24 protein-coding genes are annotated in these 25,251 nt (G+C 72.0%); 14 read left to right on the top strand and 10 right to left on the bottom strand.

What is annotated here, in order from left to right; genetic code table 11:
* Positions 1–51 precede the first annotated feature (51 nt).
* The 3 genes from JI751_RS11155 to JI751_RS11145 all read left to right on the top strand — a co-directional run bounded on the left by JI751_RS11155 (position 52) and on the right by JI751_RS11145 (position 2,592).
* Positions 52–747: a 5-oxoprolinase subunit PxpA gene (locus JI751_RS11155; RefSeq protein ID WP_201936252.1), complete on the top strand. Its 696-nt coding sequence runs from the start codon at positions 52–54 to the stop codon at positions 745–747.
* Positions 748–1,159: 412 nt separating this feature from the next.
* Positions 1,160–1,753 (top strand): 5-oxoprolinase subunit B family protein, encoded by a 594-nt coding sequence (locus tag JI751_RS11150; protein WP_307814120.1) that lies wholly within the window; start codon positions 1,160–1,162, stop codon positions 1,751–1,753.
* Positions 1,750–2,592 carry a 5-oxoprolinase subunit C family protein gene (locus tag JI751_RS11145; protein WP_201936249.1) on the top strand — a complete coding sequence of 281 codons (843 nt, stop codon included), beginning with the start codon at positions 1,750–1,752 and terminating at the stop codon, positions 2,590–2,592. Before JI751_RS11150 ends, JI751_RS11145 begins: the two co-directional genes overlap by 4 nt.
* A gap of 1 nt (position 2,593) precedes the next feature.
* On the opposite strand, the gene JI751_RS11140 is transcribed toward JI751_RS11145, so the two are convergent.
* The gene (locus tag JI751_RS11140; protein ID WP_201936248.1) at positions 2,594–3,895 is read right to left on the bottom strand and encodes a DNA polymerase IV; all 1,302 of its coding nucleotides are present in this window, start codon (positions 3,893–3,895) and stop codon (positions 2,594–2,596) included.
* A 137-nt stretch (positions 3,896–4,032) separates the two neighbouring features.
* On the opposite strand from JI751_RS11140, the gene JI751_RS11135 reads away from it, so the two are divergent.
* Together JI751_RS11135 and JI751_RS11130 are read left to right on the top strand one after the other, a co-directional pair.
* Positions 4,033–5,031: a DUF4192 domain-containing protein gene (locus JI751_RS11135; protein WP_201936247.1), complete on the top strand. Its 999-nt coding sequence runs from the start codon at positions 4,033–4,035 to the stop codon at positions 5,029–5,031.
* Positions 5,032–5,084: 53 nt separating this feature from the next.
* The gene (locus JI751_RS11130; RefSeq protein WP_201936246.1) at positions 5,085–6,548 is read left to right on the top strand and encodes a glutamate-cysteine ligase family protein; all 1,464 of its coding nucleotides are present in this window, start codon (positions 5,085–5,087) and stop codon (positions 6,546–6,548) included.
* A gap of 13 nt (positions 6,549–6,561) precedes the next feature.
* On the opposite strand, the gene JI751_RS11125 is transcribed toward JI751_RS11130, so the two are convergent.
* Positions 6,562–7,002, bottom strand: coding sequence for a hypothetical protein (locus JI751_RS11125; protein ID WP_201936245.1), 441 nt, complete (start codon positions 7,000–7,002; stop codon positions 6,562–6,564).
* Positions 7,003–7,128: 126 nt separating this feature from the next.
* Here JI751_RS11125 and JI751_RS11120 point away from each other — a divergent pair, with 126 nt between their 5' ends.
* The 4 genes from JI751_RS11120 to JI751_RS11105 all read left to right on the top strand — a co-directional run bounded on the left by JI751_RS11120 (position 7,129) and on the right by JI751_RS11105 (position 11,262).
* Positions 7,129–7,527 (top strand): universal stress protein, encoded by a 399-nt coding sequence (locus JI751_RS11120; RefSeq protein ID WP_201936244.1) that lies wholly within the window; start codon positions 7,129–7,131, stop codon positions 7,525–7,527.
* 87 nt (positions 7,528–7,614) lie between these two features.
* The gene (locus tag JI751_RS11115) at positions 7,615–8,181 is read left to right on the top strand and encodes an HhH-GPD-type base excision DNA repair protein (protein WP_201936242.1); all 567 of its coding nucleotides are present in this window, start codon (positions 7,615–7,617) and stop codon (positions 8,179–8,181) included.
* Between the two features lie 94 nt (positions 8,182–8,275).
* Entirely contained in the window at positions 8,276–9,796 is a 1,521-nt protein-coding gene (locus JI751_RS11110; protein ID WP_307814118.1) for an RNA polymerase sigma factor, read from the top strand.
* 104 nt (positions 9,797–9,900) lie between these two features.
* Entirely contained in the window at positions 9,901–11,262 is a 1,362-nt protein-coding gene (locus JI751_RS11105) for a M28 family metallopeptidase (protein ID WP_307814116.1), read from the top strand.
* A gap of 3 nt (positions 11,263–11,265) precedes the next feature.
* On the opposite strand, the gene JI751_RS11100 is transcribed toward JI751_RS11105, so the two are convergent.
* Positions 11,266–12,417 (bottom strand): CapA family protein, encoded by a 1,152-nt coding sequence (locus JI751_RS11100; RefSeq protein WP_201936240.1) that lies wholly within the window; start codon positions 12,415–12,417, stop codon positions 11,266–11,268.
* A gap of 80 nt (positions 12,418–12,497) precedes the next feature.
* Here JI751_RS11100 and JI751_RS11095 point away from each other — a divergent pair, with 80 nt between their 5' ends.
* Complete coding sequence (locus JI751_RS11095) at positions 12,498–13,040, top strand: hypothetical protein (RefSeq protein WP_201936238.1); 543 nt, start codon at positions 12,498–12,500, stop codon at positions 13,038–13,040.
* A 2-nt stretch (positions 13,041–13,042) separates the two neighbouring features.
* On the opposite strand, the gene JI751_RS11090 is transcribed toward JI751_RS11095, so the two are convergent.
* The 3 genes from JI751_RS11090 to JI751_RS11080 form a co-directional block, all read right to left on the bottom strand.
* A complete protein-coding gene (locus JI751_RS11090) occupies positions 13,043–13,870 on the bottom strand; it encodes an EamA family transporter (RefSeq protein ID WP_201936236.1) in 828 nt (275 codons plus the stop codon).
* On the bottom strand, positions 13,870–14,346 hold the full coding sequence (locus JI751_RS11085; protein ID WP_201936235.1) for a DUF456 domain-containing protein: 477 nt from the start codon (positions 14,344–14,346) through the stop codon (positions 13,870–13,872). The genes JI751_RS11090 and JI751_RS11085 overlap by 1 nt, the downstream gene beginning before the upstream one ends.
* Before the next feature lie 105 nt (positions 14,347–14,451).
* Positions 14,452–14,703, bottom strand: coding sequence for a DUF7455 domain-containing protein (locus tag JI751_RS11080; RefSeq protein WP_201936233.1), 252 nt, complete (start codon positions 14,701–14,703; stop codon positions 14,452–14,454).
* A 294-nt stretch (positions 14,704–14,997) separates the two neighbouring features.
* Here JI751_RS11080 and JI751_RS11075 point away from each other — a divergent pair, with 294 nt between their 5' ends.
* The 3 genes from JI751_RS11075 (at position 14,998) to JI751_RS11065 (ending at position 20,359) form a co-directional block, all read left to right on the top strand.
* Positions 14,998–17,070 (top strand): DNA gyrase/topoisomerase IV subunit B, encoded by a 2,073-nt coding sequence (locus JI751_RS11075; protein ID WP_201936231.1) that lies wholly within the window; start codon positions 14,998–15,000, stop codon positions 17,068–17,070.
* 203 nt (positions 17,071–17,273) lie between these two features.
* Positions 17,274–18,857, top strand: coding sequence for a GMC family oxidoreductase (locus tag JI751_RS11070; RefSeq protein WP_201936229.1), 1,584 nt, complete (start codon positions 17,274–17,276; stop codon positions 18,855–18,857).
* The gene (locus JI751_RS11065; protein WP_201936227.1) at positions 18,854–20,359 is read left to right on the top strand and encodes an aldehyde dehydrogenase family protein; all 1,506 of its coding nucleotides are present in this window, start codon (positions 18,854–18,856) and stop codon (positions 20,357–20,359) included. The genes JI751_RS11070 and JI751_RS11065 overlap by 4 nt, the downstream gene beginning before the upstream one ends.
* 1 nt (position 20,360) lies before the next feature.
* Here the strand turns inward: JI751_RS11065 and JI751_RS11060 are convergent, their stop codons facing one another.
* Positions 20,361–20,612, bottom strand: a complete 252-nt coding sequence (locus JI751_RS11060; protein ID WP_201936226.1) for a DUF4242 domain-containing protein — start codon at positions 20,610–20,612, stop codon at positions 20,361–20,363.
* Positions 20,613–20,742: 130 nt separating this feature from the next.
* Between JI751_RS11060 and JI751_RS11055 the strand changes: the two genes are divergently transcribed.
* On the top strand, positions 20,743–22,233 hold the full coding sequence (locus JI751_RS11055) for a fused MFS/spermidine synthase (RefSeq protein WP_201936225.1): 1,491 nt from the start codon (positions 20,743–20,745) through the stop codon (positions 22,231–22,233).
* Positions 22,234–22,249: 16 nt separating this feature from the next.
* On the opposite strand, the gene JI751_RS11050 is transcribed toward JI751_RS11055, so the two are convergent.
* Genes JI751_RS11050 through JI751_RS11040 form a run of 3 tightly spaced genes read right to left on the bottom strand, consistent with a single transcriptional unit; the run spans position 22,250 to position 25,247 of the window.
* A complete protein-coding gene (locus JI751_RS11050) occupies positions 22,250–22,744 on the bottom strand; it encodes a beta-class carbonic anhydrase (protein WP_201936224.1) in 495 nt (164 codons plus the stop codon).
* Positions 22,745–22,764: 20 nt separating this feature from the next.
* Positions 22,765–24,540: an MFS transporter gene (locus JI751_RS11045; RefSeq protein ID WP_307814111.1), complete on the bottom strand. Its 1,776-nt coding sequence runs from the start codon at positions 24,538–24,540 to the stop codon at positions 22,765–22,767.
* Positions 24,537–25,247, bottom strand: a complete 711-nt coding sequence (locus JI751_RS11040) for an LppX_LprAFG lipoprotein (RefSeq protein WP_201936223.1) — start codon at positions 25,245–25,247, stop codon at positions 24,537–24,539. The genes JI751_RS11045 and JI751_RS11040 overlap by 4 nt, the downstream gene beginning before the upstream one ends.
* Between the last annotated feature and the right edge of the window lie 4 nt (positions 25,248–25,251).

Below are 25,251 nucleotides of genomic sequence, written 5' to 3'. Positions count from 1 at the left end.
ACTCTCAGGGACTTCTCAGGGGTTCCCCTCCAGCGGTGGGAACATGCAGGCATGGCTGCACGAGTGGATCTCAACGCCGACCTCGGCGAGGAGGTCACCGACGACGCGGGGCTGCTGGCCGTCGTGACCAGTGCCAACGTGGCCTGCGGGTTCCATGCCGGCACCCGCGCCACGATGCAGGCGGTGTGCGCCGAGGCCGTACGACGCGGGGTCGTGGTGGGTGCCCAGGTGTCGTACGCCGACCGGGAGAACTTCGGCCGGGTGGACCTCGACGTCGCACCCGACGTGCTGCGCGACCAGGTCGCCGAGCAGGTCGAGGTGCTGTCCGTGATCGCGGAGGCCGAGGGCGCGCGGGTGGCGTACCTCAAGCCGCACGGCGCGCTCTACCACCGCGTCGCCGTCGACGAGGTGCAGGCCGTCGCGGTGCTCGACGGGTCCGGCGAGCTGCCGGTGCTCGGGATGCCGGGGTCCCGGCTGCTCGCGCTGGCGGGGGAGCGGGGTCGGGGCGTGCGGGTCGAGGGCTTCCCCGATCGCGGCTACACCGACGACGGCCGACTGCTGCCGAGGGACGCACCCGGCGCGCTCATCACCGATGCGGACGCGGTCGCCGCCCGGGCCGTCGTCCTCGCGGTCGACGTCGACTCGGTCTGCGTGCACGGCGACTCGCCGGGCGCGGTCGCCACCGCGACGGTCGTACGACGCGCACTCGAGGAGGCCGGGCTCGACGTCGCCGACTGCTGGTCGTGACGGTCGAGAAGACGGTGGAGAACCTGTGCACGGACGACGCTCAGCCTGTGGAGCACGGAACGAGTTCTGTGGGGAACCCTGTGGGACCCGAGGTTTGTCGACGAAACCCTTGCGGCGGGGTCCCGCGGCGACATAGAACTCTCCCTACCAGCACCGCTTCGGCGGGGCTGGGGATCGGATCGGACGAACAGCTCCACCCGGCGACTTGCTCGCCGCGCAGGCCCGGTGACGGGGACTGCGGGAGCCGGGAGGCCGGTGCGGTGGCTCGGACGTCACCACCCCGGGCACATCGAGGGGCTCCTGATGCTCATACCATCTGGAGCCCCTCACCTGTGTGCGCCCACGAGGTTGCCAAACCCTCCCGGCACGTCACAAGTCGGCCGCGCGGACGGCTCGATGAACAATGGGTGGCGTGAGGGTGGTCCCGGTCGGCGAGTGCGCGTGCCTCGTCGAGGTCGGGGACGCGGTGGCCGCCGCCTCGCTGGCCGCCTGGGCGCGCGCGTCCGGGCTGGTCGCCGAGGAGATCGTGCCGGCCGCGACGACGGTGCTGTTCGACGGCTGCGACCCCGCCGCTGTGGAGGCCGCACTGCCGCCGATGGACCGTGAGTCCCTGAGCGACTCAGGGCCGAGCGTGCGGCTGCAGGTGACCTACGACGGCCCCGACCTGGAACGCGTCGCGGACCACTGGGGCTGCTCGACCGACGAGGTCGTGGAGCGACACACGGCCACCGACTTCACCTCCCTCTTCTGTGGCTTCGCACCCGGGTTCGCCTACCTCGGCGGGCTCCCGGCCCACCTCACCGTCCCGCGGCTGGAGAGCCCGCGGCCGCGGGTCGAGCCCGGGTCCGTCGCCCTCGCCGACCGCTGGTGCGGCATCTACCCGACCGCCTCGCCGGGCGGCTGGCTCGTGATCGGCACGACCGAGGCCACGCTCTGGGACGCGCGTCGGGAGTCGCCCGCACTGCTGGCCCCGGGCACCCGGGTGCGGTTCGAGGTCGCGCCATGAGCGTCGAGGTGCTGGACCCCGGCCCGCTGTCGACGCTGCAGGACCTCGGACGCACCGGCTGGGCGCACCTCGGTGTCGCCCGGGCCGGTGCGCTCGACCGGGGCGCGGCCGCCCTGGCCCGCCGACTGGTGGGTGGGGCACCCGATGACGCGGTCGTCGAGACCACGATCGGCGGCATCGTCCTGCGCACGGGTCGGGCGGTGACGTTGGCCGTCACAGGTGCGCGGTGCGACGTGCGCGTCGGTCGCCACCAGGTAGCCCACGGGGCGCCGGTCACGGTGCCGGCGGGCGCCGTGGTCACCGTCGGCGCCGCGCTCGTGGGGGTCCGCTCCTACGTCGCCGTCGCCGGCGGGATCGACGTGGAGCCGGTCCTCGGGTCGCGCTCGACCGACACCCTCGCGTGGGTCGGGCCGCCCCGCCTTGCGGCCGGACAGGTGCTGGCCCTCGGCTCGCCGGGCCGGTGGCCCGAGCCGCCTGCCGCGGTCGTCGTACGCCCTCGGGAGGCGGTGCTGCGCCTGCGCCCCGGACCGCGAGCCGACTGGCTGGCGCCGGGCGCGTGGGCTGCTCTGCACGGGACGACGTACGCCGTCGCGCCGGACAGCGACCGCATCGGGCTGCGGCTGGCCGGACCGCGGGTCGAGCGCCGGGCGGGGGAGCTGCCGAGCGAGGGGATGGTGCTGGGGGCCGTGCAGCTGCCGCCGTCCGGGCAACCGGTCGTGTTCCTGGCGGACCACCCGCCGACGGGTGGCTACCCGGTCGTCGCGGTCGTCGAGGACGCCGACCTGGACCTGTGCGCGCAGCTGCGGCCGGGGGACCCGGTGGTGCTGCGGACGGCCTGACTCACTCCTCCGGCGGGGGCTCCCAGCGGTGGAGGGCGGGGTCGTCCATCCGGAAGCTCCGCACCGGCCCGGGCGGGGTCTCGGCGGTCTCGAACCGGACGGTGACGACGCCGGACCCCGAGCCCCACACCCAGCCCGGCCCCATCTCGTCGTGGACCACGTCGACGCCGGGTGGCCACGTGCGCCGCGGCGGTTCGGGCAGGACGACCTCCACCTCGTCCTCCTCCGGCTCGTCCCCGAAGAGGTCCTCCTGCACCCAGTCGGCGAGGCCCGACACCCCGACGCCGAGGAGCCGTACGCCGCCGGTGGTGTCGAGGTCACCGAGCAGCGCGCGGGCGATGCGGGCGATCGTGGCGCCGTCGTCGGTCGGGCTCGAGAGCGTGCTGGACCGGCTCAGCGTCGTGAAGTCGTGCAGGCGCACCTTGATCGAGACGGTGCGCCCGGAGAACCCGTTCTTGCGCATCCGCGTGCCGACCTCCTTCGCCTGGCGGGTCAGGATGCCCTCCATCAGCTTCCGGTCGTTGAGGTCGACGTCGTAGGTGCTCTCCACACTGATCGACTTCGCCTCGCGCTCGGCGACGACCGGGCGCAGGTCCTGCGCGCGGGCCAGTTGCCACAGCCCGTGCCCCTGCGCCTGGCCCAGCAGCCGGACGAGCTCGTCCTCGCTGACCTGCTCGAGCTCGGCGATGGTGTGGATGCCGGCGCGCCGCAGCCGCTCGTTGGTCGCCGGCCCGACCCCGGGGATGACCGTGACCTTCATCGGTCGCAGCAGGTCGAGCTCGGTGCCGGGTGGGACGACCGTCATCCCGTCGGGCTTGTCGAGCTCGCTGGCGACCTTGGCGAGGAACTTCGACGAGGCGATCCCGACCGTCGCGGTGAGCCCGCCGGTGACCTCGTGCACGCGGCGGCGCAGCTCGGCGCCGACCTCGGTGACCGTCGCGACCTCCAGGTCGGGCAGGTCGGCGGCCGCGAGGTCCACGAACGCCTCGTCGAGCGACAGCGGCTCGACGAGGGGCGACAGGTCGCGCAGCACCTGCATGACCGCGCGGCTCGTCTCGCGGTAGGCGTGGAAGCGCCCGCTCAGGAACGCCGCGTGCGGACAGCGGGCGCGCGCCTCGCGACCGGACATCGCCGACCCGACGCCGTACTTCCGTGCTTCGTACGAGGCCGTGGACACCACGCCGCGCCCACCGGTGCCACCGACGATGACCGGCTTGCCGCGCAGCGACGGCTTGTCCCGCTGCTCGACGGCCGCGAAGAACGCGTCCAGGTCGAGGTGGAGGATCGAGGCCGTCGCACGCACCCGGTCATCCTCTCAGCCGGTCGATCACGACCGTTGCGGGCCACGAGGCGTCCACAGGGCCAGTCAGACCCGGCTTCTCCACAGGGGTCCCATCTGCCGGGCGTACGACGTGGGTGGCCGCGGGAAGCGTCACCGACATGGACCCCATCTCATCCGACCCCACGACCACCTCACCCCCGACGACCCGCCTGCAGGCGCGCACGCCGGCCGACCTCGCCGCCTTCGCCCCACTCGCGCTGGGCTTCGTGCCCGAGCGCTCGGTGGTGATGATCAGCGTCGGCTCACCCGGCGGGATGCACGCCCGGGTCGACCTGCCCCACGACCCCGACGACGTCGACGACGTGGTCGAGGCGCTGCTCCGGCCCGCGCGCAACAACGGCGTCCGGGAGGTGGTGGTGATCGTCTACGACGACGACACGACCGTGGCCGACGAGGCCGCGTGGTCGCTCCACGAGGAGCTGACCGCCGCCGGCATCCGGGTGCGCGAGGTGCTGCGGGTCCACGACTCCCACTGGTACGCCGTGCTGCCGGGAGCGCCGCTCGCGGCCTACCGCGGTGTCCCGTTCGACCTCGCCGAGCACGCGTTCACGGCGCAGGGCGTCTTCGACGGTCGGGTGACCCACGCCAGTCGCGAGGCACTGAGGGCGACCATCGAGCACGACGCCGGCGCTGCCCGCGACCTGGAAGCCGCGGTGGCCGACGCGTCCCCGCTGCCGGCGGGATCGCTCGCAGCCTTGGTGCGTCGGCACCACGAGCACGGCACGACCTTCACCTCGTCCGAGCTGGCAGCCGTCGCGGTCTCGCTCCCGCGCGGCGAGCTGCGCGACGAGGCGTGGACGTGGCTCGAGCGCGCCGACGCGCGACGGGCCGTCGACCTCTGGTCCGACGCCGTACGACGGGTGCCGTCGAGCCACGTCGCCGGACCCGCCGCCGTGCTGGCCTTCGCCGCCTGGCTGGTCGGCGACGGTGCCCTGGCGTGGTGCGCGGTCGACCGGTGTCGCGAGGTCGAGCCCACCCACTCGCTCGCGTCACTCGTCGCCCAGCTGCTCGACTCGGCGACCTCGCCCGACACCTGGGAGGAGCTGCGTCCACGGCTCGGCCCACCCTCGGCCCGGACGGCCGATCCGGCGGCGTGAGACCGCCCTTCGGGACGGTTCCCGCCGACGTGGGGGGTGACTAGGGTTCGGGCATGGGTGAAGAGGTCGACCAGCAGGAGTTCAGCCGGGCGGACCGGACGCGCCACCGGGAGAAGGTGCGTCGCAACCTCGACGTCTTCGCGCGCATGCTGCGCGACTCTCGCTTCGACACCGACGACCCGATGACCGGGCTGGAGATGGAGCTCAACCTCATCGACGACGCCGGTGACCCCGCGCTGAAGAACGCGGAGGTGCTGGAGGCCATCGCCGACCCCGACTTCCAGACCGAGCTCGGCCAGTTCAACATCGAGATCAACCTCGCGCCCGCCAAGCTCCGCGAGGGCGGTCTGACAAAGTTCGAGGAGAGCCTGCGGCGCTCGCTCAACGACGCGGAGGAGAAGGCCGCCAAGGTCGGCGCCCACCAGGTGATGATCGGCATCCTGCCGACCCTCGCCGAGGGCCACATGGATCCGTCGAGCCTGAGCGCCAACCCTCGCTACAAGCTGCTGTCCGAGCAGATCCTGGCCGCCCGCGGCGAGGACATCACGATCAGCATCTCGGGCCGCGAACGCCTCACCACGACCGCCGACTCGATCGTGCCCGAGGCCGCCTGCACCAGCACCCAGTTCCACGTCCAGACCTCGCCCGACCAGTTCGCTGCCTACTGGAACGCTGCGCAGGCGATCGCAGGGGTCCAGCTCGCGGTGTCGGCGAACTCCCCGTTCCTGCTCGGCAAGGAGCTCTGGCGCGAGACCCGGATCCCGCTCTTCGAGCAGGCCACCGACACCCGCAGCGAGGAGCTGAAGGCACAGGGCGTGCGCCCGCGCGTGTGGTTCGGCGAGCGCTGGATCACCTCGGTCTTCGACCTGTTCGAGGAGAACGTCCGCTACTTCCCGGCCCTCCTGCCGGTCACCGACGAGGAGGACCCGCTCGAGGTGCTCGAGTCGGGCGGCACTCCCGTCCTCCACGAGCTCCGCCTCCACAACGGGACGATCTACCGCTGGAACCGGCCCGTCTACGACGTCGCCGACGGCATGCCCCACCTCCGCGTGGAGAACCGGCTGCTCGCCGCGGGCCCGACGGTGGCCGACACCATCGCCAACGCCGCCCTGTGGTTCGGCCTCATCCGCTACCTCGCGGAGAGCGAGCGGCCCCTGTGGTCGCAGATGTCCTTCTCGGCGGCCGAGGAGAACTTCCACGTCGCCGCCCAGATGGGGGTCGACGCCCAGGTCTACTGGCCCGGCATCGGCCAGGTCCGGGCGACCGAGCTCGTGCTGCGCCGGTTGCTGCCGATGGCGCGCGCCGGGCTCGACTCGTGGGGCGTGCCGAGCGAGGAGAGCGACCGCTACCTCGGCATCATCGAGCAGCGCTGCCAGGCCGAGACCAGCGGCGCCGCCTGGTTCGTCGAGCGGGTGCGCGAGCGTGGGGGAGAGGACCGCTTCGACGCGTTGCGCGCCACGCTCCTCGACTACCGCGAGCGGATGCACAGCAACGAGCCGGTCCACCTCTGGGACTGACGGCGCGCCTTGATCAGCCGTGGCGCCGCAGCCGGCGCCACTCCCGGCGTACGCCGCTGACCGGGTCGAACCACCCGCGACGGGTCACCACGACCAGCCCGGCCGGCTCGCCCAGGGCGCTGCACGCCCAGGTGACGGGTGCCAGCCACCGGAGGTCGTCGTCGTGCGGGCTCAGCTCGCCGGGGCGGGTGAGCCAGACGACCGGCCGCGGGCCGATCGCGCGGGCGCGGGCGACGAGGGCGAGCACGAGGTCGGCGCGCGCGCCCGCGTCGCCGACCGGAGGATCGTCGACGTGGCGCACGCTGCGGCCCGGGACGCCGGCGTGCAGGACCACCGGGAAGCGCCTGCGGGACTCGCCCTCGACGTGCTCGAGCACGGCGGCGCGGAGCACCCGGTGGGTGTCCCGGTCGATGGGTGCGCGGAGCGCGACGTCCTCGACCGTGGGCTGGGGCATGGCCTCACCCTGCCGGAGGTATGCCCCCGCCGCGCCCCTGTCCACAGCCTGTCCGTCCCCGCGGGTTTTCCGTTACGGTGCCCACAGGCCGACCGCGACGCGCGGTGGGCGCCGAGAGGAGACACCATGGGCACCGTCGTCGTCGGATACGTCCCCAAGCCGGAGGGTGAAGCCGCCCTCGCTGCCGGCATCAACGAGGCGAAGCTGCGGGGCAGCAAGCTCGTCGTGGTGAACTCCCACCGCGGTGGGCAGGAGTTCGACGGGTCCAAGGCCCGCGCCGCCGAGGACGACATGGCGGGCATCAAGACCCGTCTCGACGAGGCCGGCGTCGAGCACGACATCCGCCAGCTCGTCCGGGGCTTCGAGCCGGCCGAGGACCTGATCAGCATCGCCGAGGCCAACCAGGCCGAGCTCCTCGTGATCGGCCTGCGCCGTCGCTCGCCCGTCGGCAAGCTCATCCTCGGCAGCAACGCCCAGCGCGTGCTCCTCGACGCCCCCTGCCCGGTCCTGGCGGTCAAGGCCTAGTCACGCAGGCCCCGGACGTCATACGGACGGGGCATCCGCTCGCCCTCTCCGCATGACGTCGCGGCGGGGGTGGGCGATGATGTGCTCATGGGCTTCCAGATCACCGGCGACCCGGCCGCCGACAAGGTTCTCGACGACTCGTCCTTCGCGCTGCTGGCCGGGATGATGCTCGACCAGCAGTACCCGATGGAGCACGCCTTCCGCGGTCCCGCGAAGGTCGTCGACCGGTTCGGCACGTTCGCTCCCGACGCGATCGCGGCGGCCGACCCCGAGCAGTTCGCCGCGATGGCGTCCACGCCGCCGGCCATCCACCGGTTCCCGGGATCGATGGCGTCACGCCTCCAGGAGCTCGCCCGGATCGTCGAGGACACCTACGGCGGCGACGCGTCGCGCCTGTGGACCGAGGCTGTTGACGGCAAGGACCTGCTCAAGCGGGTGATGGCACTGCCCGGCTTCGGCAAGCAGAAGGCGCAGATCTTCGTCGCGCTGCTGGCCAAGCAGCTCGGCGTACGCCCCGAGGGCTGGGAGGCCGCTGTCGGTGACTACGCGCTCGAGGGACACCGCTCCGTCGCCGACGTCGTGGACGCCGAGTCGCTGCAGAAGGTGCGCGACTTCAAGAAGGCCAAGAAGGCCGCAGCGCGCGGGTCTGACTGACCGGGTTCGGCGCTTCAGGTCGTCCGTGGCAGAATGACGACGCGGCTCTTGACGTCACCGGGCCTCGCCGCGCCCCGAAGTCGTTTGACGAGAGGTGTTCGTGTCTTCACACGCACGCAAGTTGCTCCCCGCCGAGGTGCTCACGCACCCCTCCATCACCTCCCTGGTCGCCGCCGCGACCCCCACGGGCACCGTGTCCCCCGAGGACGTACGACGTGCCAGTGACGACGCCGGCGTCGAGCCTCGCCACCTCAAGGCGCTGCTCGTGCACCTGAGCGGCCTCGGGATCTCGGTGCAGATCGACGCGACGAGCCTCCGGGCCGTCGCTGCGACGAGCAAGCGTGCGTCGACCACGTCGACGGCGAAGAAGGCTCCGGCCAAGAAGGCGGCCCCCGCGGCCGCTGCCAAGGCGCCGGCCAAGAAGGCCGCCGCCGCCAAGGCCGCCGAGGCTCCCGCGAAGAAGACCGCGGCCAAGAAGGCTGCCAGGACGACGGGCGCCCCGGCCGACGAGGCCGTCGACCTCGGCACCGTCGAGGCGCCGGTCGTCGGACCCGACGGCAAGAAGGTCCTGCCGGACATCCCCGACGAGGTGTTCGAGAAGGACGTCGCCAAGGACCCGACGATCAAGGAGGACGAGAAGCAGGCCTTCACCGTCTCCGCGGCCGACGAGACCGACGAGCCCGAGCAGCAGGTCATGGTGGCCGGTGCCACCGCCGACCCGGTGAAGGACTACCTCAAGCAGATCGGCAAGGTGCCGCTCCTCAACGCCGAGATGGAGGTCGAGCTCGCCAAGCGGATCGAGGCCGGCCTGTTCTCCGAGGAGAAGCTCGCCAAGGGCGGCCGGATCAGCCCGAAGATGCTCGAGGAGTACGAGTGGATCTCGGAGGACGGCCGTCGCGCCAAGAACCACCTCCTCGAGGCCAACCTGCGACTCGTCGTCTCGCTCGCGAAGCGCTACACCGGTCGCGGCATGCTCTTCCTCGACCTGATCCAGGAGGGCAACCTCGGCCTGATCCGTGCGGTCGAGAAGTTCGACTACACCAAGGGCTACAAGTTCTCGACCTACGCGACGTGGTGGATCCGCCAGGCGATCACCCGCGCGATGGCCGACCAGGCGCGCACCATCCGCATCCCGGTGCACATGGTCGAGGTCATCAACAAGCTCGCCCGCGTCCAGCGCCAGATGCTCCAGGACCTGGGCCGCGAGCCCACGCCGGAGGAGCTGGCCAAGGAGCTCGACATGACCCCCGAGAAGGTCATCGAGGTCCAGAAGTACGGCCGCGAGCCGATCTCGCTGCACACGCCCCTGGGCGAGGACGGCGACTCCGAGTTCGGTGACCTCATCGAGGACTCCGAGGCGATCGTCCCGGCCGACGCGGTGTCGTTCACGCTGCTCCAGGAGCAGCTGCACGCCGTGCTCGACACGCTGTCCGAGCGCGAGGCGGGCGTGGTGTCGATGCGCTTCGGCCTCACCGACGGCCAGCCGAAGACGCTCGACGAGATCGGCAAGGTCTACGGCGTGACCCGCGAGCGGATCCGCCAGATCGAGTCGAAGACGATGTCCAAGCTGCGGCACCCGAGCCGCTCGCAGGTCCTGCGCGACTACCTGGACTGAGCGGCCGCCGGCACTCGGCAGCCCGTCGAAGCAGCGTCGCCCTCCGGGGCGGCGCTGCTCGTCATCTCAGGTCCACCTCACCGAGCGCCTGTCAGGCTGACGGCGTGAGAGGACGACGGGGGACGGGTTCGGCGGTGCTCGTCGCCGCCGTCGTGGTCCTGGCGGGGTGCTCCGGCGACACCGACGCTCCGGGCGAGGTGCCCGGGTCGGATGCTCCCGCAGGGGTGGACTTCCCGGTGTTCGCGCCGGTCCTCGACGGCGCGCAAGCGCAGTCGAGCACCGTGTCGGCGGACCGGGTGTCGTCCGACTACGGCGACGGCCTGACGCTGGTGCAGCTCGCCGAGCCGGGCGACGACCTGTGTGCCGCGCTCGCCGACGTCCGGCTCGCCGACGACACCTGCGACGCGTCAGCCGGCTCGGTGACGACGTCGATGGAGGAGATGGGCGGCGTGGGCATCGTCCGCGACGGGACGCTCCTCTACTGGGGCGGTCTGGTGACCGAGGCCGATGCGCAGCTCGTGGACCGTGCCACCCGGGCGCTGCGCGAGGCGCCCCCCGCCACCGGCGACGACCTCGGCGAGGTCACCGGGGCCACTGCGTCGCCGACCGGGCCGACCGGAGATCCCACGCAGACCGAACCGGCGGTCGACGAGGCGTTGGCCCCCGACGACCTGGACGTCGCGACCGCGGTCGCCACGATCCGGTTCCTGGCAGGTGAGGTCGGTCCGCGTGAGGCGACCAGCGCTGCCTACGACCGCGCGGCCCGCTGGGTCGGTCGCAGGTTCACCCGGCTCGGCTACGACGTCGACCTGCGGCCCGTCGACGCACCGGCGGGGGAGTCATGGGGCGTGGCCGTACCGGCCGGAAGGTCTGTCAACGTCGTCGCGACCCCGACCGGCTTCGACCCGACCGAGCCGCACCTGGTCGTCGGCGCGCACCTCGACACGGTCCCGCAGGCCCCGGGGGCCGAGGACAACGCCTCGGGTGTCGGCGTGCTCCTTGCGGCCGCCGAGGCCGCGGCCGTGCGGAGCACGCGGCTGCCGGTCGTGTTCGTGGCCTTCGGCGCAGAGGAGCCGCGCGGCCCGGGCGACGACAACCACCACTTCGGGTCGCGGGCGTACGTCGCCGCGCTCGGTCCTGCGGAGCGGCGGGCCGTCCGCGCGATGGTGTCCCTCGACCGCGTCGGGGTGGGGGCACGGGTGCCCGTCGGCTCCGCGGGACGTTCCGACCCGGTGCAGCGCAGCCTGCTCGCGGCCGGCCGGCAGGCGGGCGTGGCGACCGTCGCCGACCCCGAGCAGCAGAGCAGCGACCACTGGTCGTTCGTCAGGGAAGGGCTGCCCGGCGCGCGCCTGGGGTCGACTCCGTACGCCGGCTACCACGACGCCGGCGATGTCCCGTCCGTCGTGTCGCCGGCCCAGCTCGAGCGCACCGGCCGCCTCCTGCTGGCGTGGCTCGCGCCGCGCTGAGGGTCAGGGCCTGAGGCCCGAGCACTGGCGCAGCGACTCGCGGTCCGCGCGGAAGTCAGTGGCGTCCTGCCCGGTGGTGGTGGCCGCGAGGCCGTCGGCGCTGATGCGCTGGGGCTCCCACGCAGCGCGTACGACGTAGGGCGGACGGGGGTCGTCGGTGCGGGGGCGGACCGTCAGGCGGAGCACGCCGGTGCGTGACGTGGTGGCGTCGCCGGGGGTGTACCAGGCGTAGTTGCCGAGGCCGTAGGCGATGTAGCCCGTTCCGAGCCTGCCGTCGCCCTGGAGCTGGTGGGCGTGCGAGCCGACGACGACGTCGGCGCCCGCCTCGACGAGCGAGGTCGCCAGCGCGCGCTGGTCGGGGCTCGGGCAGCGCTCCCCCTGGATGCCCCAGTGGAGGTAGACCACGACCACGTCGGCCACCCTGCGGGTGCGACGCACCCCCTGCAGGAGCCGGGCCGGGTCGAGTGCGACGGCGATGCCGGGACGGTCGGTGGTGGCCGCCCAGTCGCCCGTCGGGTCGGCCGTCGGGTCCTGGTCGGCGACCGACGCGCCGATCGTTGCGACGATCGTGCCGCGGACGTCGTGCACCGCCGCGGCGAACGCCTCGTCGGAGTCACGACCGATGCCGACGACCTCGAGCGGCTGGTCCGCTTCGGCGGCGCGGCGGATCGCCCGGAAGGTGCTCGGGAAGCGGCCGCGACCGTGGTCGAGCGCGTGGTTGTTGGCCATGGTCGCGACGTCGACACCGGCGGCGGCGAGGGCGGTGAACGCCTCCGGTCCCGCGGAGAACGTGAACCGCTTGCCGGGCTCGGGTCGCCCGCCGGTGCCGACCGAGGTCTCGAGGTTCGCGATCGTGAGGTCGGCCGCGGAGAGGGCGTCGGCCACGGGCGCAAGTGCGGTGGCCGGGTCCTGCAGCCTGCTGGCGAGCGGGCCTTCGAAGTGGATGTCGCCGACGACCGCGATGCGGACCGGCCCGGCGTCCTCGTCCGGGGTCGGCGCGGGCTGGTCCGTCGACGGCTCGGTCGTCGGGGTCGCGGGGGTCGAGCCGGGAGGTGGCGACACGCTCTCGGGCGAGGTGGTGGGCGGGCCCGTACAGGCAGCGAGCAGCAGCGCGGCAGGCACGAGGAGGACGCGGCTGCGGCCCCGGGTCCTCATGGCGACATGGTGCCACCGGGCCGGCGACTCACCCCCACAAGTGGGTGGACGCTGACCATGCGGGTTGCCACACTCGAGGCATGAGATCTCGGATCGCACTGGCCGCAGTCTCCGCTCTCGCGCTGGCGAGCATGGTCGCCGCACCGGCGCACGCGGAGTTCTACGGCATCGACGACCCTGCCGACGCGACGGGATCCCTCACCGACATCTACGGCATCGAGGCCAACCACGGGTCGGACACCCTGCGGGTCAAGGTCTACTTCAACGAGCTGATGCGCTCGAGCGCTGCGGGCGTCTCGATCTTCATCGACACCGACCGCGAGCTGAAGGGTCCGGAGTACGTCCTGAGCAGCGGTCTGGGCGATGGCACCGACTACGTGCTGACCGAGGCCGACGCGTGGCAGGGCAGCGACACCAGGGTCAAGTGCGACTACGCCGCCCGGCCGCGGTGGGGCAAGGACGTCTTCCGCGCCGTGATCAGCCGGAACTGCCTCGACGACGCCACGTCGGTGCGCGTGTCGGTCAAGATGGTCGACCAGGCCGACGGCTCGCACCCGGTCGTGGACTGGGCGCCGAAGCGCCACCGCTGGAGCCTGCCGGTCGCGTCCGGCCTCGGCGCCTGACCTCAGCCTGCGGCCACGAGGCCGACCGCCACGCCGCACAGCAGCAGGCCGACGCCCTGCGAGCCGTGGATGCGCTCGCGCAGCACGATCGCGGCCAGTGCGATGGTGCACGCGGGGTAGAGCGACGTGACGACCGAGGCGACCGTGAGGAGCCCGGTCTGGGTGGCGAGGAGGAACGCCACCACCGCCGCCGTCGCGAGCAGCCCGGCCACCACGCCCCACGCCTGCGACCGCTCGTAGGGCAGCCAGCGGCCGCCGAGGGCTGCCGCCGTGAGGGCGACGCACACCATCGCCGCCGCCTGCGACAGCGCGAGCGGGGCGAAGCCCGCCTCCTCGGGCACCTGCCCCATGGCGGAGAAGAGGAGCCCGAATCCGAGGCCGGCGAGGACCCCGTCGAGGATGCCCGCGGCCAGGTCACCCGAGCCGCCCGGCTCGCGGCTGACCAGCCAGATGCCGGGCACTGCTGCGACGATCCCGAGCCACACCAGGAGCGCAGGTCGCTCGCCCGTCGCGACGCCGACGCAGACCGGGAGGAGGGCCGCACCGACGGCGGAGATCGGCGCGACGACGCCCATCCGGCCGGCGGCGAGTCCCCGGTAGAGGAACGCGCCGCCGGCGCCGGTGCCGACACCCGCGAGCGCACCCCACATCAGGTCGTACCGCGTGGGTGAGCCGTCGACGACCAGCGCGAGCACCACGGCCCCCACGAAGGCGGCGGCGTTGCCGGTGAACGCGACGGCCCACGCCGACGTACGCCGTGAGACGAGGCCGCCGACGAAGTCCGAGAGCCCGTAGGCGGCGGCCGCCACGAGCGAGAGCACGACCACCATCAGGTCAGGACCACGCCGACGACCCAGGTGGCCACCGCGAGGAAGGCCGCGACGAGCTCGATGAGGATCGAGACTCCGACGGCGCGCAGCGCGGCCTTCGTCGAGGGCCACGCCCCGGCCGCGCCGACCCGCGCCCGCTCGGCGGCGTACACGCCGAGGACGAAGCCGATGAACATGCCGACGACGGGGATCACGAAGAACCCGACGAACGCGAGGAGCGCGCCGACGACCAGGGTGCGGTTGGGCACGCCGGAGGACTTGAGCTGACGTCCGGGGACGAGGTACTTCACGATCGTGCCGAGGACCAGGAACGTCGTGGCGAAGGCGAAGACCAGCCAGCCGGTGGTCGTGCCGATCTCGAGCGCCCACACCAGGATCGCACCGAGGACCAGGATGGTGCCGGGAAGCACCGGCACGATGATGCCGGCGATGCCGACAGCGATCGCGACGGCGACGAGGAGCTCGGTGGCGGTCACGGGGTCAAGGGTCCCAGATGCGGCTGCCGGATCCGCGTCCGGACGCAGAACAGCCCCGGAGAGCGTGTCCGGGGCCGTGCTGGAAGTTCGGGTGTGGTGCGGGTCTCAGGCGTCGCTTCCCGCGGCCGGGGCAGCGGGGTCGAGCTTGTGGGTCTCGTCGTGCACGGTGGCAGCGACCTCGCGGAGCTTCTCGCCGTGCTCACGGGCGTGGTGCGCGCAGAAGAGCAGCTCGCCGCCGGTCTGGAGCTCCACTCGGAGGTAGGCCTGGGCACCGCAGCGGTCGCAGCGGTCGCCGGCCGTCAGGACGGCCTGGGAGGGTGCGGTGGCAGTGGTCACGTCAGCCTCATTTCTGTTCATCGGTGTCTGGCCCAACGTAGCCAGTGGGACAAAGATTCCCTGCTGCTGTTTCCGGATCGAGAACTCTTGGAGTCAATCACGTCACACCCCGCACCGCTGACGTTGTCCGCAACCGTGGACCAGCCGTTGCCGAAGTGATACCTGACCTGTGCCCCACGCTAGCCGCGCCCATGCGTCCCGGGAGGCAGGCGTGCCTCCGTCGACGTACGGCGTGTCGCGGGTAGTGTCGGCGTGTTCCACATCAGTGGTTCGACGCACACGTACCGGCCGGATTTCTCGTACGACAGGACCCTTGTGGCAGCACCCGCGGACAACACCTACAACGCAGCACACCTCCTGGTCCTCGAGGGCCTCGACGCCGTACGCAAGCGGCCCGGCATGTACATCGGGTCGACCGACACGCGCGGCCTCATGCACTGCCTGTGGGAGATCATCGACAACGGCGTCGACGAGGCGCTGGCGGGTGTCGCGCAGCACGTCGAGATCACGCTGCACGAGGACGGCTCCGTCGAGGTGTACGACGACGGGCGCGGCATCCCGACCGACAAGGAGCCCAAGACCGGGCTGCCCGGCGTCGAGGTCGTGGCCACCAAGCTGCACGCCGGCGGCAAGTTCGGCGGCGGCTCCTACGTCGCGACCGGCGGTCTCCACGGCGTCGGCCTGTCGGTGGTCAACGCGCTGAGCTCGCGGATGGACATCGACGTGGACCGCTCGCCCTCGCAGCAGGGCCTGTCCTTCCAGCGCGGCGTCCCGGGCGTGTTCGACGGCGAGGGCCCCACCGCGGGCTTCACGCCGCAGTCGGGGCTGACCCGCAAGGGCAAGCGGGTGGCGAAGGGGAGGACGGGCACCCGGATCCGGTTCTGGCCGGACCGGCAGATCTTCACCAAGGACGCGCGCTTCGAGATGGAGGGCCTGATCGGCCGCGCCCGCCAGACGTCCTACATCGTGCCGGGGCTCGAGCTGCTCATCCGCGACCAGCGCACCAGCGAGGTCGTCGAGGAGCGGTTCCGCCACGACGGCGGGATCGCGGAGTTCGTCGAGTTCCTCTCGCACGGCGAGCCGGTGACCGACATCCTGCGGCTCCAGGGCACCGACACGTTCACCGAGACGGTCCCGCTGCTCGACGACAAGGGCCACATGACGCCGCAGGAGGTCGAGCGCGAGCTGGCGGTCGACGTCGCGGTCCGGTGGGACACGGCCTACGACACCGAGGTGCGCTCCTTCGTCAACGTGATCGCCACGCCCAAGGGCGGCACCCACGTCAGCGGCTTCGACGCGGCGCTGACCAAGACCTTCAACGACGCGATGCGCGGCGCCAAGGTGCTCAAGGCCGCCGACACCGACGTGATCAAGGACGACGTGCTCGAGGGACTGACCGCGGTCGTGACCGTGCGGCTCGCCGAGCCGCAGTTCGAGGGCCAGACCAAGGAGATCCTCGGCACGCCGGCCGCACGCAGCGTCGTGCGCAAGGTGGTGGCCGCGGAGCTCAAGTCGTTCCTCACCTCCACCAAGCGCGCCGAGAAGGCCCAGGCCAAGGTCCTGATGGAGAAGGTCGCGGGCGCGTCGAAGACCCGGCTCGCGGCCCGGCAGCACAAGGAGAACCAGCGACGGAAGACGGCGCTCGAGTCGTCGGCACTGCCCGCCAAGCTCTTCGACTGCCGCAGCAGCGACACCGACCGCACCGAGCTCTTCATCGTCGAGGGCGACTCGGCGATGGGGACGGCCAAGGCGGCGCGCAGCAGCGAGTTCCAGGCACTGCTGCCGATCCGCGGCAAGATCCTCAACGTCCAGAAGGCCACCGTCGGCGACATGCTCAAGAACACCGAGTGCGCCTCGATCATCCAGGTCGTCGGCGCCGGCTCGGGGCGTACGTTCGACCTCGAGGCGGCCCGCTACGGACGGATCATCCTGATGGCCGACGCCGACTCCGACGGCGCCCATATCCGATGCCTGCTCGCGACGCTGTTCTTCAAGTACATGCCGGAGCTGGTGCGTGACGGACGGCTCTACTCGGCCGTGCCGCCGCTGCACCGCATCGAGCTGTCCAACCCGAAGAAGGGGATGGACAAGTACATCTACACCTACTCCGACGGTGAGCTGCAGCGACGGCTGGCGGAGCTGAAGAAGAAGAACGTGCGCTGGAAGGAGCCGATCCAGCGCTACAAGGGCCTCGGCGAGATGGACGCCGACCAGCTGGCCGAGACCACGATGGACCCGCGCCACCGCACACTCCGCAAGCTGACGATCGACGACGTCGACGAGGCCAGCCGGGTCTTCGAGCTGCTGATGGGCTCGGAGGTGGCTCCGCGCAAGGAGTTCATCGTCCAAGGCGCCTATGAGGTCGACGCCGAGTCCATCGACGCGTAGGACGCGTGAAACGCACGCGCTCGCTGCGTTGTCGTCGTCGCGCGATCGCTTCGCTCCAAGATCGCGCTTCCTCCTCCGCCTTGCGATCACGCACGTTTGACGCGTCCTCCATCCGGGGCCCGGGGGACCGTGACACTGCTTGTGTCGCGGTCCCCGTCGTCCTAGGTTTGTGGCCCGCGTCACAGCTGGTCGAGAGGGAGCACATGCCCGACGAGAAGTTCGACTACGTCGTCATCGGATCGGGCAGCGCAGGGGGCGTCGTCGCCGCCCGGCTGACCGAGGACCCGGACGTCTCCGTGCTCCTGCTGGAGGCAGGTCCCGCGGACGACGACGACAACATCCACATGCCGCTCGCGTTCTCGATGTTGTTCAAGACCAAGTGGGACTGGAACTACGAGACGACACCGCAGAAGCACCTCGACGGGCGCCGGGCCTACTGGCCGCGGATGAAGGCCCTCGGGGGCTGCTCGTCGATGAACGCGATGATCTACATACGCGGCAACCACGCCGACTACGACGAGTGGCGGGACGCCTACGGCGCGACCGGATGGGGCTTCGAGGACGTCCTGCCCTACTTCGTCAAGGCCGAGGGCAACACCCGCCTCGGTGGTCGCTTCCACGGCACCGACGGGCCCCTGCACGTGGAGGACCGGACCTGGAACCACGAGCTCAGCACGTCGTTCATCGAGGCCGGCGTCGCCGCCGGGCTCAAGCGCAACGACGACTTCAACGGGGCCGAGCAGGAGGGCATCGGGCTCTACCAGGTGACGTGCAAGAGGGGTCGCCGCTGGTCCGTCGCCGACGCCTACATCCATCCCGCGTCGGAGCGGCCCAACCTCACCGTCCGCACGGAGGCCTTCGTCACGCGGATCGTCATGGAGGGCACCCGCGCCGTCGGGGTCGCCTACACCCGCGGCGGCGAGCACCACGTCGTACGCGCGGAGGCGGAGGTCGTCCTGAGCGGTGGCGCGATCAACAGCCCGCAGCTGCTGATGCTGTCGGGCATCGGCCCCGGGGCGCACCTGCGCGAGATGGGCATCGACGTCGTCGTCGAGTCGTCGGGCGTCGGCCAGAAGCTGCAGGACCACCCGGTGTCCGGCGTCCTGAGCTACACCAAGGACACGACCGATGTCGCCGAGATGCTCGGCATCGGCAACCTGGTCAAGTGGAAGGCGACCGGCAAGGGCCCGCTGAGCTCCAACGTCGCGGAGACGGGAGCGTTCTACGCCTCGCGCGACGACCTCGACCTGCCCGACATCCAGCTCCACGTCGCGCCGACCGGCTTCTACGACAACGGCATGCACGAGCCCGTACGCCGTGCCCTGACGACGGCGGTGACGCTGGTCAACGTGCAGAGCTCCGGCCACGTCAAGCTGCGCTCGGCCGACCCGACGTGGCACCCCGAGATCGACCCGGGCTACTTCGACGACCGCGCGGACCTCGAGGCGATGATCGGCGGCTTCCGCACCGCCCTGGAGGTCCTGCGCCAGGGACCGATCGCGAAGTACGTCGACGAGCCCTGGATCCCGGCCTCCACCGACCCCTCCGACGACGAGATCATCGAGGGGATCGGCCGGCTCGGCCAGACGCTGTACCACCCGGTCGCGACCTGCGCGATGGGCACGGTCGAGGGCAGCGTCGTCGACCCCGAGCTCCGCGTCCACGGCGTCGAGGGCCTCCGGGTCGCCGACGCCTCCGTGATGCCGCGGGTCCCGCGCGGCAACACCAACGCCCCCACCGTCATGATCGGCGAGAAGTGCGCCGACCTCATCAAGGAGTCGAGATGACCGCCACCCTGGAGCCCACCGCCGCCGTCGAGACCTTCGACTCGCTCGACCCCGCCACCGGTGACGTGGTCGGCACGCACCCCGTCATGGGCGCGGACGAGGTCGACGCCGCGGTGGCGAGGGCGCGCGACGCGGTCGACTGGTGGGGGAACCTGTCGTTCGACGAGCGTGCGGACTTCCTCCTCACGTGGCGTTCGGTCATCACCCGCCGCATCGCCCAGCTCGCGGACCTCTCCCACCGCGAGACCGGGAAGCCGCACGGTGACGCCCAGCTCGAGATCGTCCTCGCCGTCGACCACATCGCGTGGGCGGCCAAGAACGCCAGGAAGGTGCTCGGTCCTCGCAAGGTCTCGTCCGGGTTGCTGATGGCCAACCAGGCGGCCACCGTGGCCTACCACCCGCTCGGCGTCGTCGGCGTGATCGGTCCGTGGAACTACCCCGTCTTCACGCCGATGGGGTCGATCGCCTACGCCCTGGCCGCTGGCAACGCCGTCGTGTTCAAGCCCAGCGAGTACACCCCCGGTGTCGGCCAGTGGCTCGCCGACTCCTTCCGCGAGGTGGTGCACGGACGCGACGTCCTGCAGGTGGTGACCGGACTGGGCGAGACCGGCAACGCGCTGTGCAAGGCCAGGATCGACAAGCTGGCGTTCACCGGCTCCGGCCGGACAGGCAAGAAGGTCATGGCGGCCTGCGCGGAGAACCTCACGCCCGTCGTCATCGAGGCCGGCGGCAAGGACTCACTGATCGTCGACGAGGACGCCGACCTCGCCAAGGCGGCCGAGGCGGCCCTGTGGGGCGGGATGTCCAACGCCGGGCAGACCTGCATCGGCACCGAGCGCGTCTACGTGCACCAGAACGTCTTCGACGCCTTCATGACCGAGATCCTGTCCCAGGCCGACGGCCTGCGCGCCGGGTCCGACTCGGGCGCCAAGATCGGGCCGATCACGATGCCGTCGCAGCTGGGCGTCATCAAGAGCCACATCGACGACGCGATCGCCCGCGGCGCGAAGGTCGCGCTCGGCGGCTCCGACGCCGTGGGGGAGCGGTTCGTCCAGCCCACGATCCTGACCCACGTCCCCGAGGACTCCACGGAGATCACCGAGGAGACCTTCGGTCCCACCCTCGCGATCAACCCCGTCGCGAGCATGGACGAGGCCGTCCGCCTCACCAACGCCACCGAGTACGGCCTGGCCGGTGCGGTGTTCTCCAAGGCCAACGGTCTCTCGATCGCGCGCCGGATCCGTTCGGGGATGACGTCGGTCAACAGCGTGATCGCCTTCGCCGCGGTTCCTGGCCTGCCCTTCGGCGGGGTCGGTCAGTCCGGCTTCGGCCGGATCCACGGTCCCGACGGCCTGCGCGAGTTCACGTACGCCAAGGCGATCACGCGGCAGAAGTTCGCCCCGGTGATGAACCTGACGTCGTTCGCCCGCGACGCGGCGACCGACGGCAAGGTCGCCCAGCTGATCACGCTGCTCCACGGCGGCAAGCAGACCCTGAGGTGAGTCAGGTGCCCTCGCTCACCTCGTAGATCTCGTCCGCCACCAGGCCGTGCGCCTCGCGGTGCACGGTGTTGGCAGCCTCGGCGTCGGGAGCGTCGACCAGGCAGAAGATCCTGCCCTCGGCCTCGTTGACCCAGTACTTCAGGTAGTTCACGCCGTGCTGCGACTGCTCCTGCAGGTCGGCCATGTGGGCCGCTGCCACGTCGCCGACGGCGACGCCTCCATCCATGTGGTGGACGTCCATGAACAAGGGCATCGCGCCACCTCCTTCGTGTGTGGCTCCCCGTTCGGACCCCTCACTCTGCTCCTCGACGCGACGCGCCGACAGTCCGGTCTGGACCTGCCGGCAGCAGCGCGCTTCCTGTCGCGCCCCTAGGCTCGCCCCCATGCGCGTGGACCTGGGGGAGCGGACGGCCGCGGCGTTGGTGTTCCTGTCGTCGGCCGCCGTGCTGGTGGTCGAGCTCACCGCACTCCGCCTGCTCGCCCCCTACCTGGGCCTGACGCTCGAGACGAGCACGATGGTGATCGGCATCGCGCTCGCCGCCATCGCTGCCGGCTCGTGGGCCGGCGGGACCTATGCCGACCTCGTCGACCCGCGCCGCGTGCTCGCCCCGCTGCTCGGCGTGTCGGGTGCGGTGGTGGCCGTGACCCCGTTCGTGGTCCGTGGAACGGGCGAAGCCGCGACCGGGTCCGGCTCGGGCGCGGTGCTGCTCGTCGCGGCGGTGACGATCCTGGTGCCCGGAGCCCTGCTCTCGGCAGTGACACCGATGGTCACCAAGCTCCAGCTCCAGTCCCTCGACCGGACGGGCACGGTCGTGGGCCGGTTGTCCGGCATCGGGACCGTCGGCGCGATCGCCGGAACCGTCCTGACGGGCTTCGTCCTCGTCTCGCGGTTGCGGGTCAGCACCATCCTGCTGGCGCTCGGACTGCTCCTGGTGCTCGGCGCCGTCGTCGTCGAGGTGCTGCTGCGCAGGCGGGTCGGTCGCGGGACCGGCACGGCTGCCGCGGTGGTGGTCGTCGGTGGGCTCGCGGCCGCGCTGGGGCCGGGCGGGTGCGACGCCGAGACGACGTACCACTGCGCGGAGGTCGTGGCCGATCCTGCTCGCGAGTCGGGTCGCACCCTCGTGCTGGACGGGCTGCGCCACTCCTACGTCGACCTCGACGACCCCACCCACCTCGAGTTCGCCTACGTGCGCGCCATCGCGTCGGTCACCGACGTGGCGTTCGCTCCGGGCGACCCGGTGCGCGCCTACCACCTGGGCGGCGGTGGCCTGACGCTGCCGCGCTACCTGGCCGCCGTCAGACCGGGCACGGACAGCGTGGTCTCGGAGATCGACGGCGGGGTGGTGCGCGTCGACCGGCAGCTTCTCGCGCTCGACGAGGCGGTGGCGGAGGTGCGCGTCGAGGACGGCCGCCTCGGTCTCGCCCGCCTCGACGAGGCGACCCGCGACCTCGTCGTCGGCGACGCCTTCGGCGGCGTGAGCGTGCCGTGGCACCTGACGACGCGGGAGGCGGTCGCCGGGATCGAGCGGGTCCTCGATGACGACGGCGTCTACGTCGCCAACCTGATCGACTACGGCGACCTGGCCTTCGCCCGCGCCGAGGTCGCCACGCTGGAGGAGGCGTTCGAGCACGTCGCCGTCCTCGGCGAACCGGGCGACCTCGGGGAGCCCGCACCCGGTCGCGGCGGCAACCTGGTGGCGATCGCGAGCGACCGGCCGGTCGACCTCGACGCCCTGCAGGAGCTGCTGACCGAGCGGGAGACGGGGTGGATCGTGCTCACTGGCCCGCAGCTGGCGAGCTGGGTCGGGGACGCCGAGGTGCTCACCGACGACCACGCCCCGGTGGACCAGCTGCTGCAGGCCTACGTCAGCTGAGGCGGACCGATCCCGGTCAGGCGTGCTGGCTGAGCAGCCCGGTGTCGACGTCGTAGAGGAAGCCGCCGACCTTGGCGCGGTCGCCGATCAGCGGGTGCGTCCGCACCTTGGCGACGTCCTGGCGCAGCTGGTCGAGCTGGTCGGTGACCACGCCGAAGGACTGCCAGCTCGCGTCGGTGCCGGCGGACTCGCCGACCTTGACGCGCAGGTCCGCCTCGGACGCCGACGCCATCGCGCACCGGGTGTGCGGGACGACCAGGATCCGCTGGACGTTGAGGAGGTGCACGCCGAGCACCAGTGCCTCGAGGGCCTGGGGCGTCACGCGGCCGCCGGGGTTGCGGAAGATCTTGGCGTCGCCGTGCTTGAGCCCGAGCATCCGCAGCGGGTCGATCCGCGAGTCCATGCAGGTCACCAGCGCGATGCCGGCGTGGGCCTTGCCGTCGAAGCCGCCGAGGTCGAAGTGCTCGGCGAAGTCCTGGTTGGCCGCGATCAGGTCGTCGAAGTCGCTCACGGCTCGCAGGTTAGCGCGCGTCAGCCGTTGCCCGCGAAGAGGTCTCGGGTCGCGAGCCGGGTGGGCCGGACCTCGCGGAAGAGCACCAGCGCGAGGAGGGCGGCGACGACCGCGCACCCGGCGGCGCCCCAGAAGACGGCGTGCTCCTGGGCGATACCCGCGACGCGCAGCAGGTCGGAGAACTCGGTGCACCGGCTCTTGCCGTCGCACACCTCCTGGACGGGAGGCACGGCCTGCTGCTCGGCGTAGTAGCGACGCAGGCCGATCGTCGTGAGGGCGGAGATGCCGATGAGCATGCCCACCATCCGGGAGACGACGACGAACGCGGTGGCGACGCCGTGCACGTCGTCGTCGGTGAAGGCGAGCAGCGCCGCGTTGACCGGCGCGAGCGCCAGGCCGAAGCCGAGCCCGCCGACGACCAGGGCGACGTTGGCGACCGGCTCCTCGAGCGTGGTCAGCCCCCAGCGGGTCATCAGGACGAACCCGGTGGCCGCCATCAGCATCCCGATCGCGGTGACGACTCCGGGGGAGAGGAAGCGGATCAGGTAGCCGCCCGCGACCGCGCCGACCGGCAGCGCGACCAGGAAGCGCACCAGCACGAGCGCAGCGGGCAGCTGGTCGTCGGGGTAGACCGTCGTCCGCGCGAACAGCGGGATGTCGATGAGGGCAGCGATGAGCGCCGCACCGACGAAGAAGCTGACGAGCAGCGCGCCCCACGCGGGCGTACGACGCAGCGCGCCGCGGGGGACGAGGGGGTTGGCGGCGCGGCGCACGTGCCAGGTGAACGCGGCGCCGGCGACGACCGCGCCGAGGAGGTACCAGCGCCCGCGCGGCGAGAAGACCTCGACCTTGGGGTCGGCGGTGGCGAAGGCGAGGATCACGCCCCCGAGCGCGAGCGCGAGCAGCAGCGCGCCGACGAGGTCGGCGTCGACGAGGACGCGGACCCAGCCGCGCAGGTCGAGCAGCGGACGCGGCGCGAACCAGCACCACGCGAGCAGCAGCGACAGCGCGGCCACCGTGATCGCGCCGATCGGCGTGAGCCAGCGACCGTCACCGGCGAAGGGGATGAAGAGCCGGCCCCAGGTGAGGTCGCGCATCAGTCCGGAGGGACGCAGGAAGACGACCGCGCCGGCGGCGAGGGTGGCGAGCAGGAGGAGGGTGCCGACGAGGTCGGGGAGGCGTGGTCTCGCGTCCTCGACCACCGATGTCGAGCCGGCCAGCGCGCGGATCGCGGCGGCCAGCACGAGGCCGACGGCGAGGTTGATCGCGAAGATCGCCCGCCAGTCCGACACCGCCAGCACGGCCGCGCCGAAGAGCGGACCGAGCACGGACCCGATCTCCTGCACCGCGGAGACCACGCCGAGCGGGATGCCGCGCCGCTGGACCGGGTAGAGGTCGGCGACGAGGGCCAGGGTCGCCGGGACGAGGCCGCCGCCGCCGACACCCTGGAGGAAGCGGCCGGCGACGATGCTGGGCATGTCGTAGGCGAGCGTGGTGATGAGCGAGCCGAGCGCGAAGAGCACGAGCGCCATGACGAGGACCGGCACGCGACCACGCAGGTCGGCGATCCGGCCGATCAGCGGAAGCATCGCGACGTAGCCGAGCAGGAAGCCGCTGACGATCGGGGCCGCGCGCTGGAGCTGGTCGATCGGCACCCCGACGCCGGTCATCATGTCGGGCAGCGCCAGCACGACGACGTACGTGTCGGCGGCGGCGAACGCGACCGCGACGGACGCCATCGCGAGGAGGACGCGCGAGGCGCGCGAGACCCGGACCTGCCCCGCGAGGTCGCTCACGGCTTCGTGATGTCCTTGGTCGTGCCGTAGTCGCGGAACTCGACGGTGTAGGTCATCGGGTCGGTGTGGGGGTAGAAGACCCCCTCCATCGTCGCCTTGGTCAGCTCACCGTCGTCGTTGACCTGCCACTCGACGTCGAAGGAGTCGCCGGACGACGACGGGATGATCGCGTCCATGGCGTCGCCGGGGACGGTGCCGGAGTAGGTCGTGAGGACCTCGGAGTTGTCGGACCCGCCGCGCACGCTCTCGCCGGCCTCGGGGGACTCCGTGAGCTTCAGGAGGCCGGGGAAGCCGTCCGGTCCGATGAGGGCGGTGGGGTCGGGCGCACCGTACTCCTTGGGGTTGACCGTGTCCCACGCGCCGTTGGTGAACGGCAGCTGGGCGTAGACCTTGTCGTCGACCGAGACGACCGGGACGTCCACGGTCTGGCCGGCGAAGACGACGGTGAGCGTGCCCTGGAAGGCCGGCGCGCTGGTGATCAGGCCGGAGGCCTTGGCGATCCCGGAGACACCTTCGGGGAGCGTGCCCGCGGTCAGGGCGAGCTGGACGCCCTCCGTCTGCACGAGCGTGTCGGAGGCCTCGGCGAGCACCTCCTCGGGCGCCCGGTCGTCCGCGGCGTCGGGCTCGTCGCCCGAGCAGGCGGCGAGGCTGGGCACGGCGAAGAGGGCGGCCGTGGCGGCAGCGACGAACCGGGAGCGAGCGGGCATGACG

The sequence above is a fragment of the Nocardioides baculatus genome, assembly GCF_016735675.1.
Classification (GTDB): domain Bacteria; phylum Actinomycetota; class Actinomycetes; order Propionibacteriales; family Nocardioidaceae; genus Nocardioides; species Nocardioides baculatus.
The sequence above is the reverse complement of the archived record's forward strand: the minus strand, read 5'-3'. Positions and strand labels throughout refer to the sequence as shown.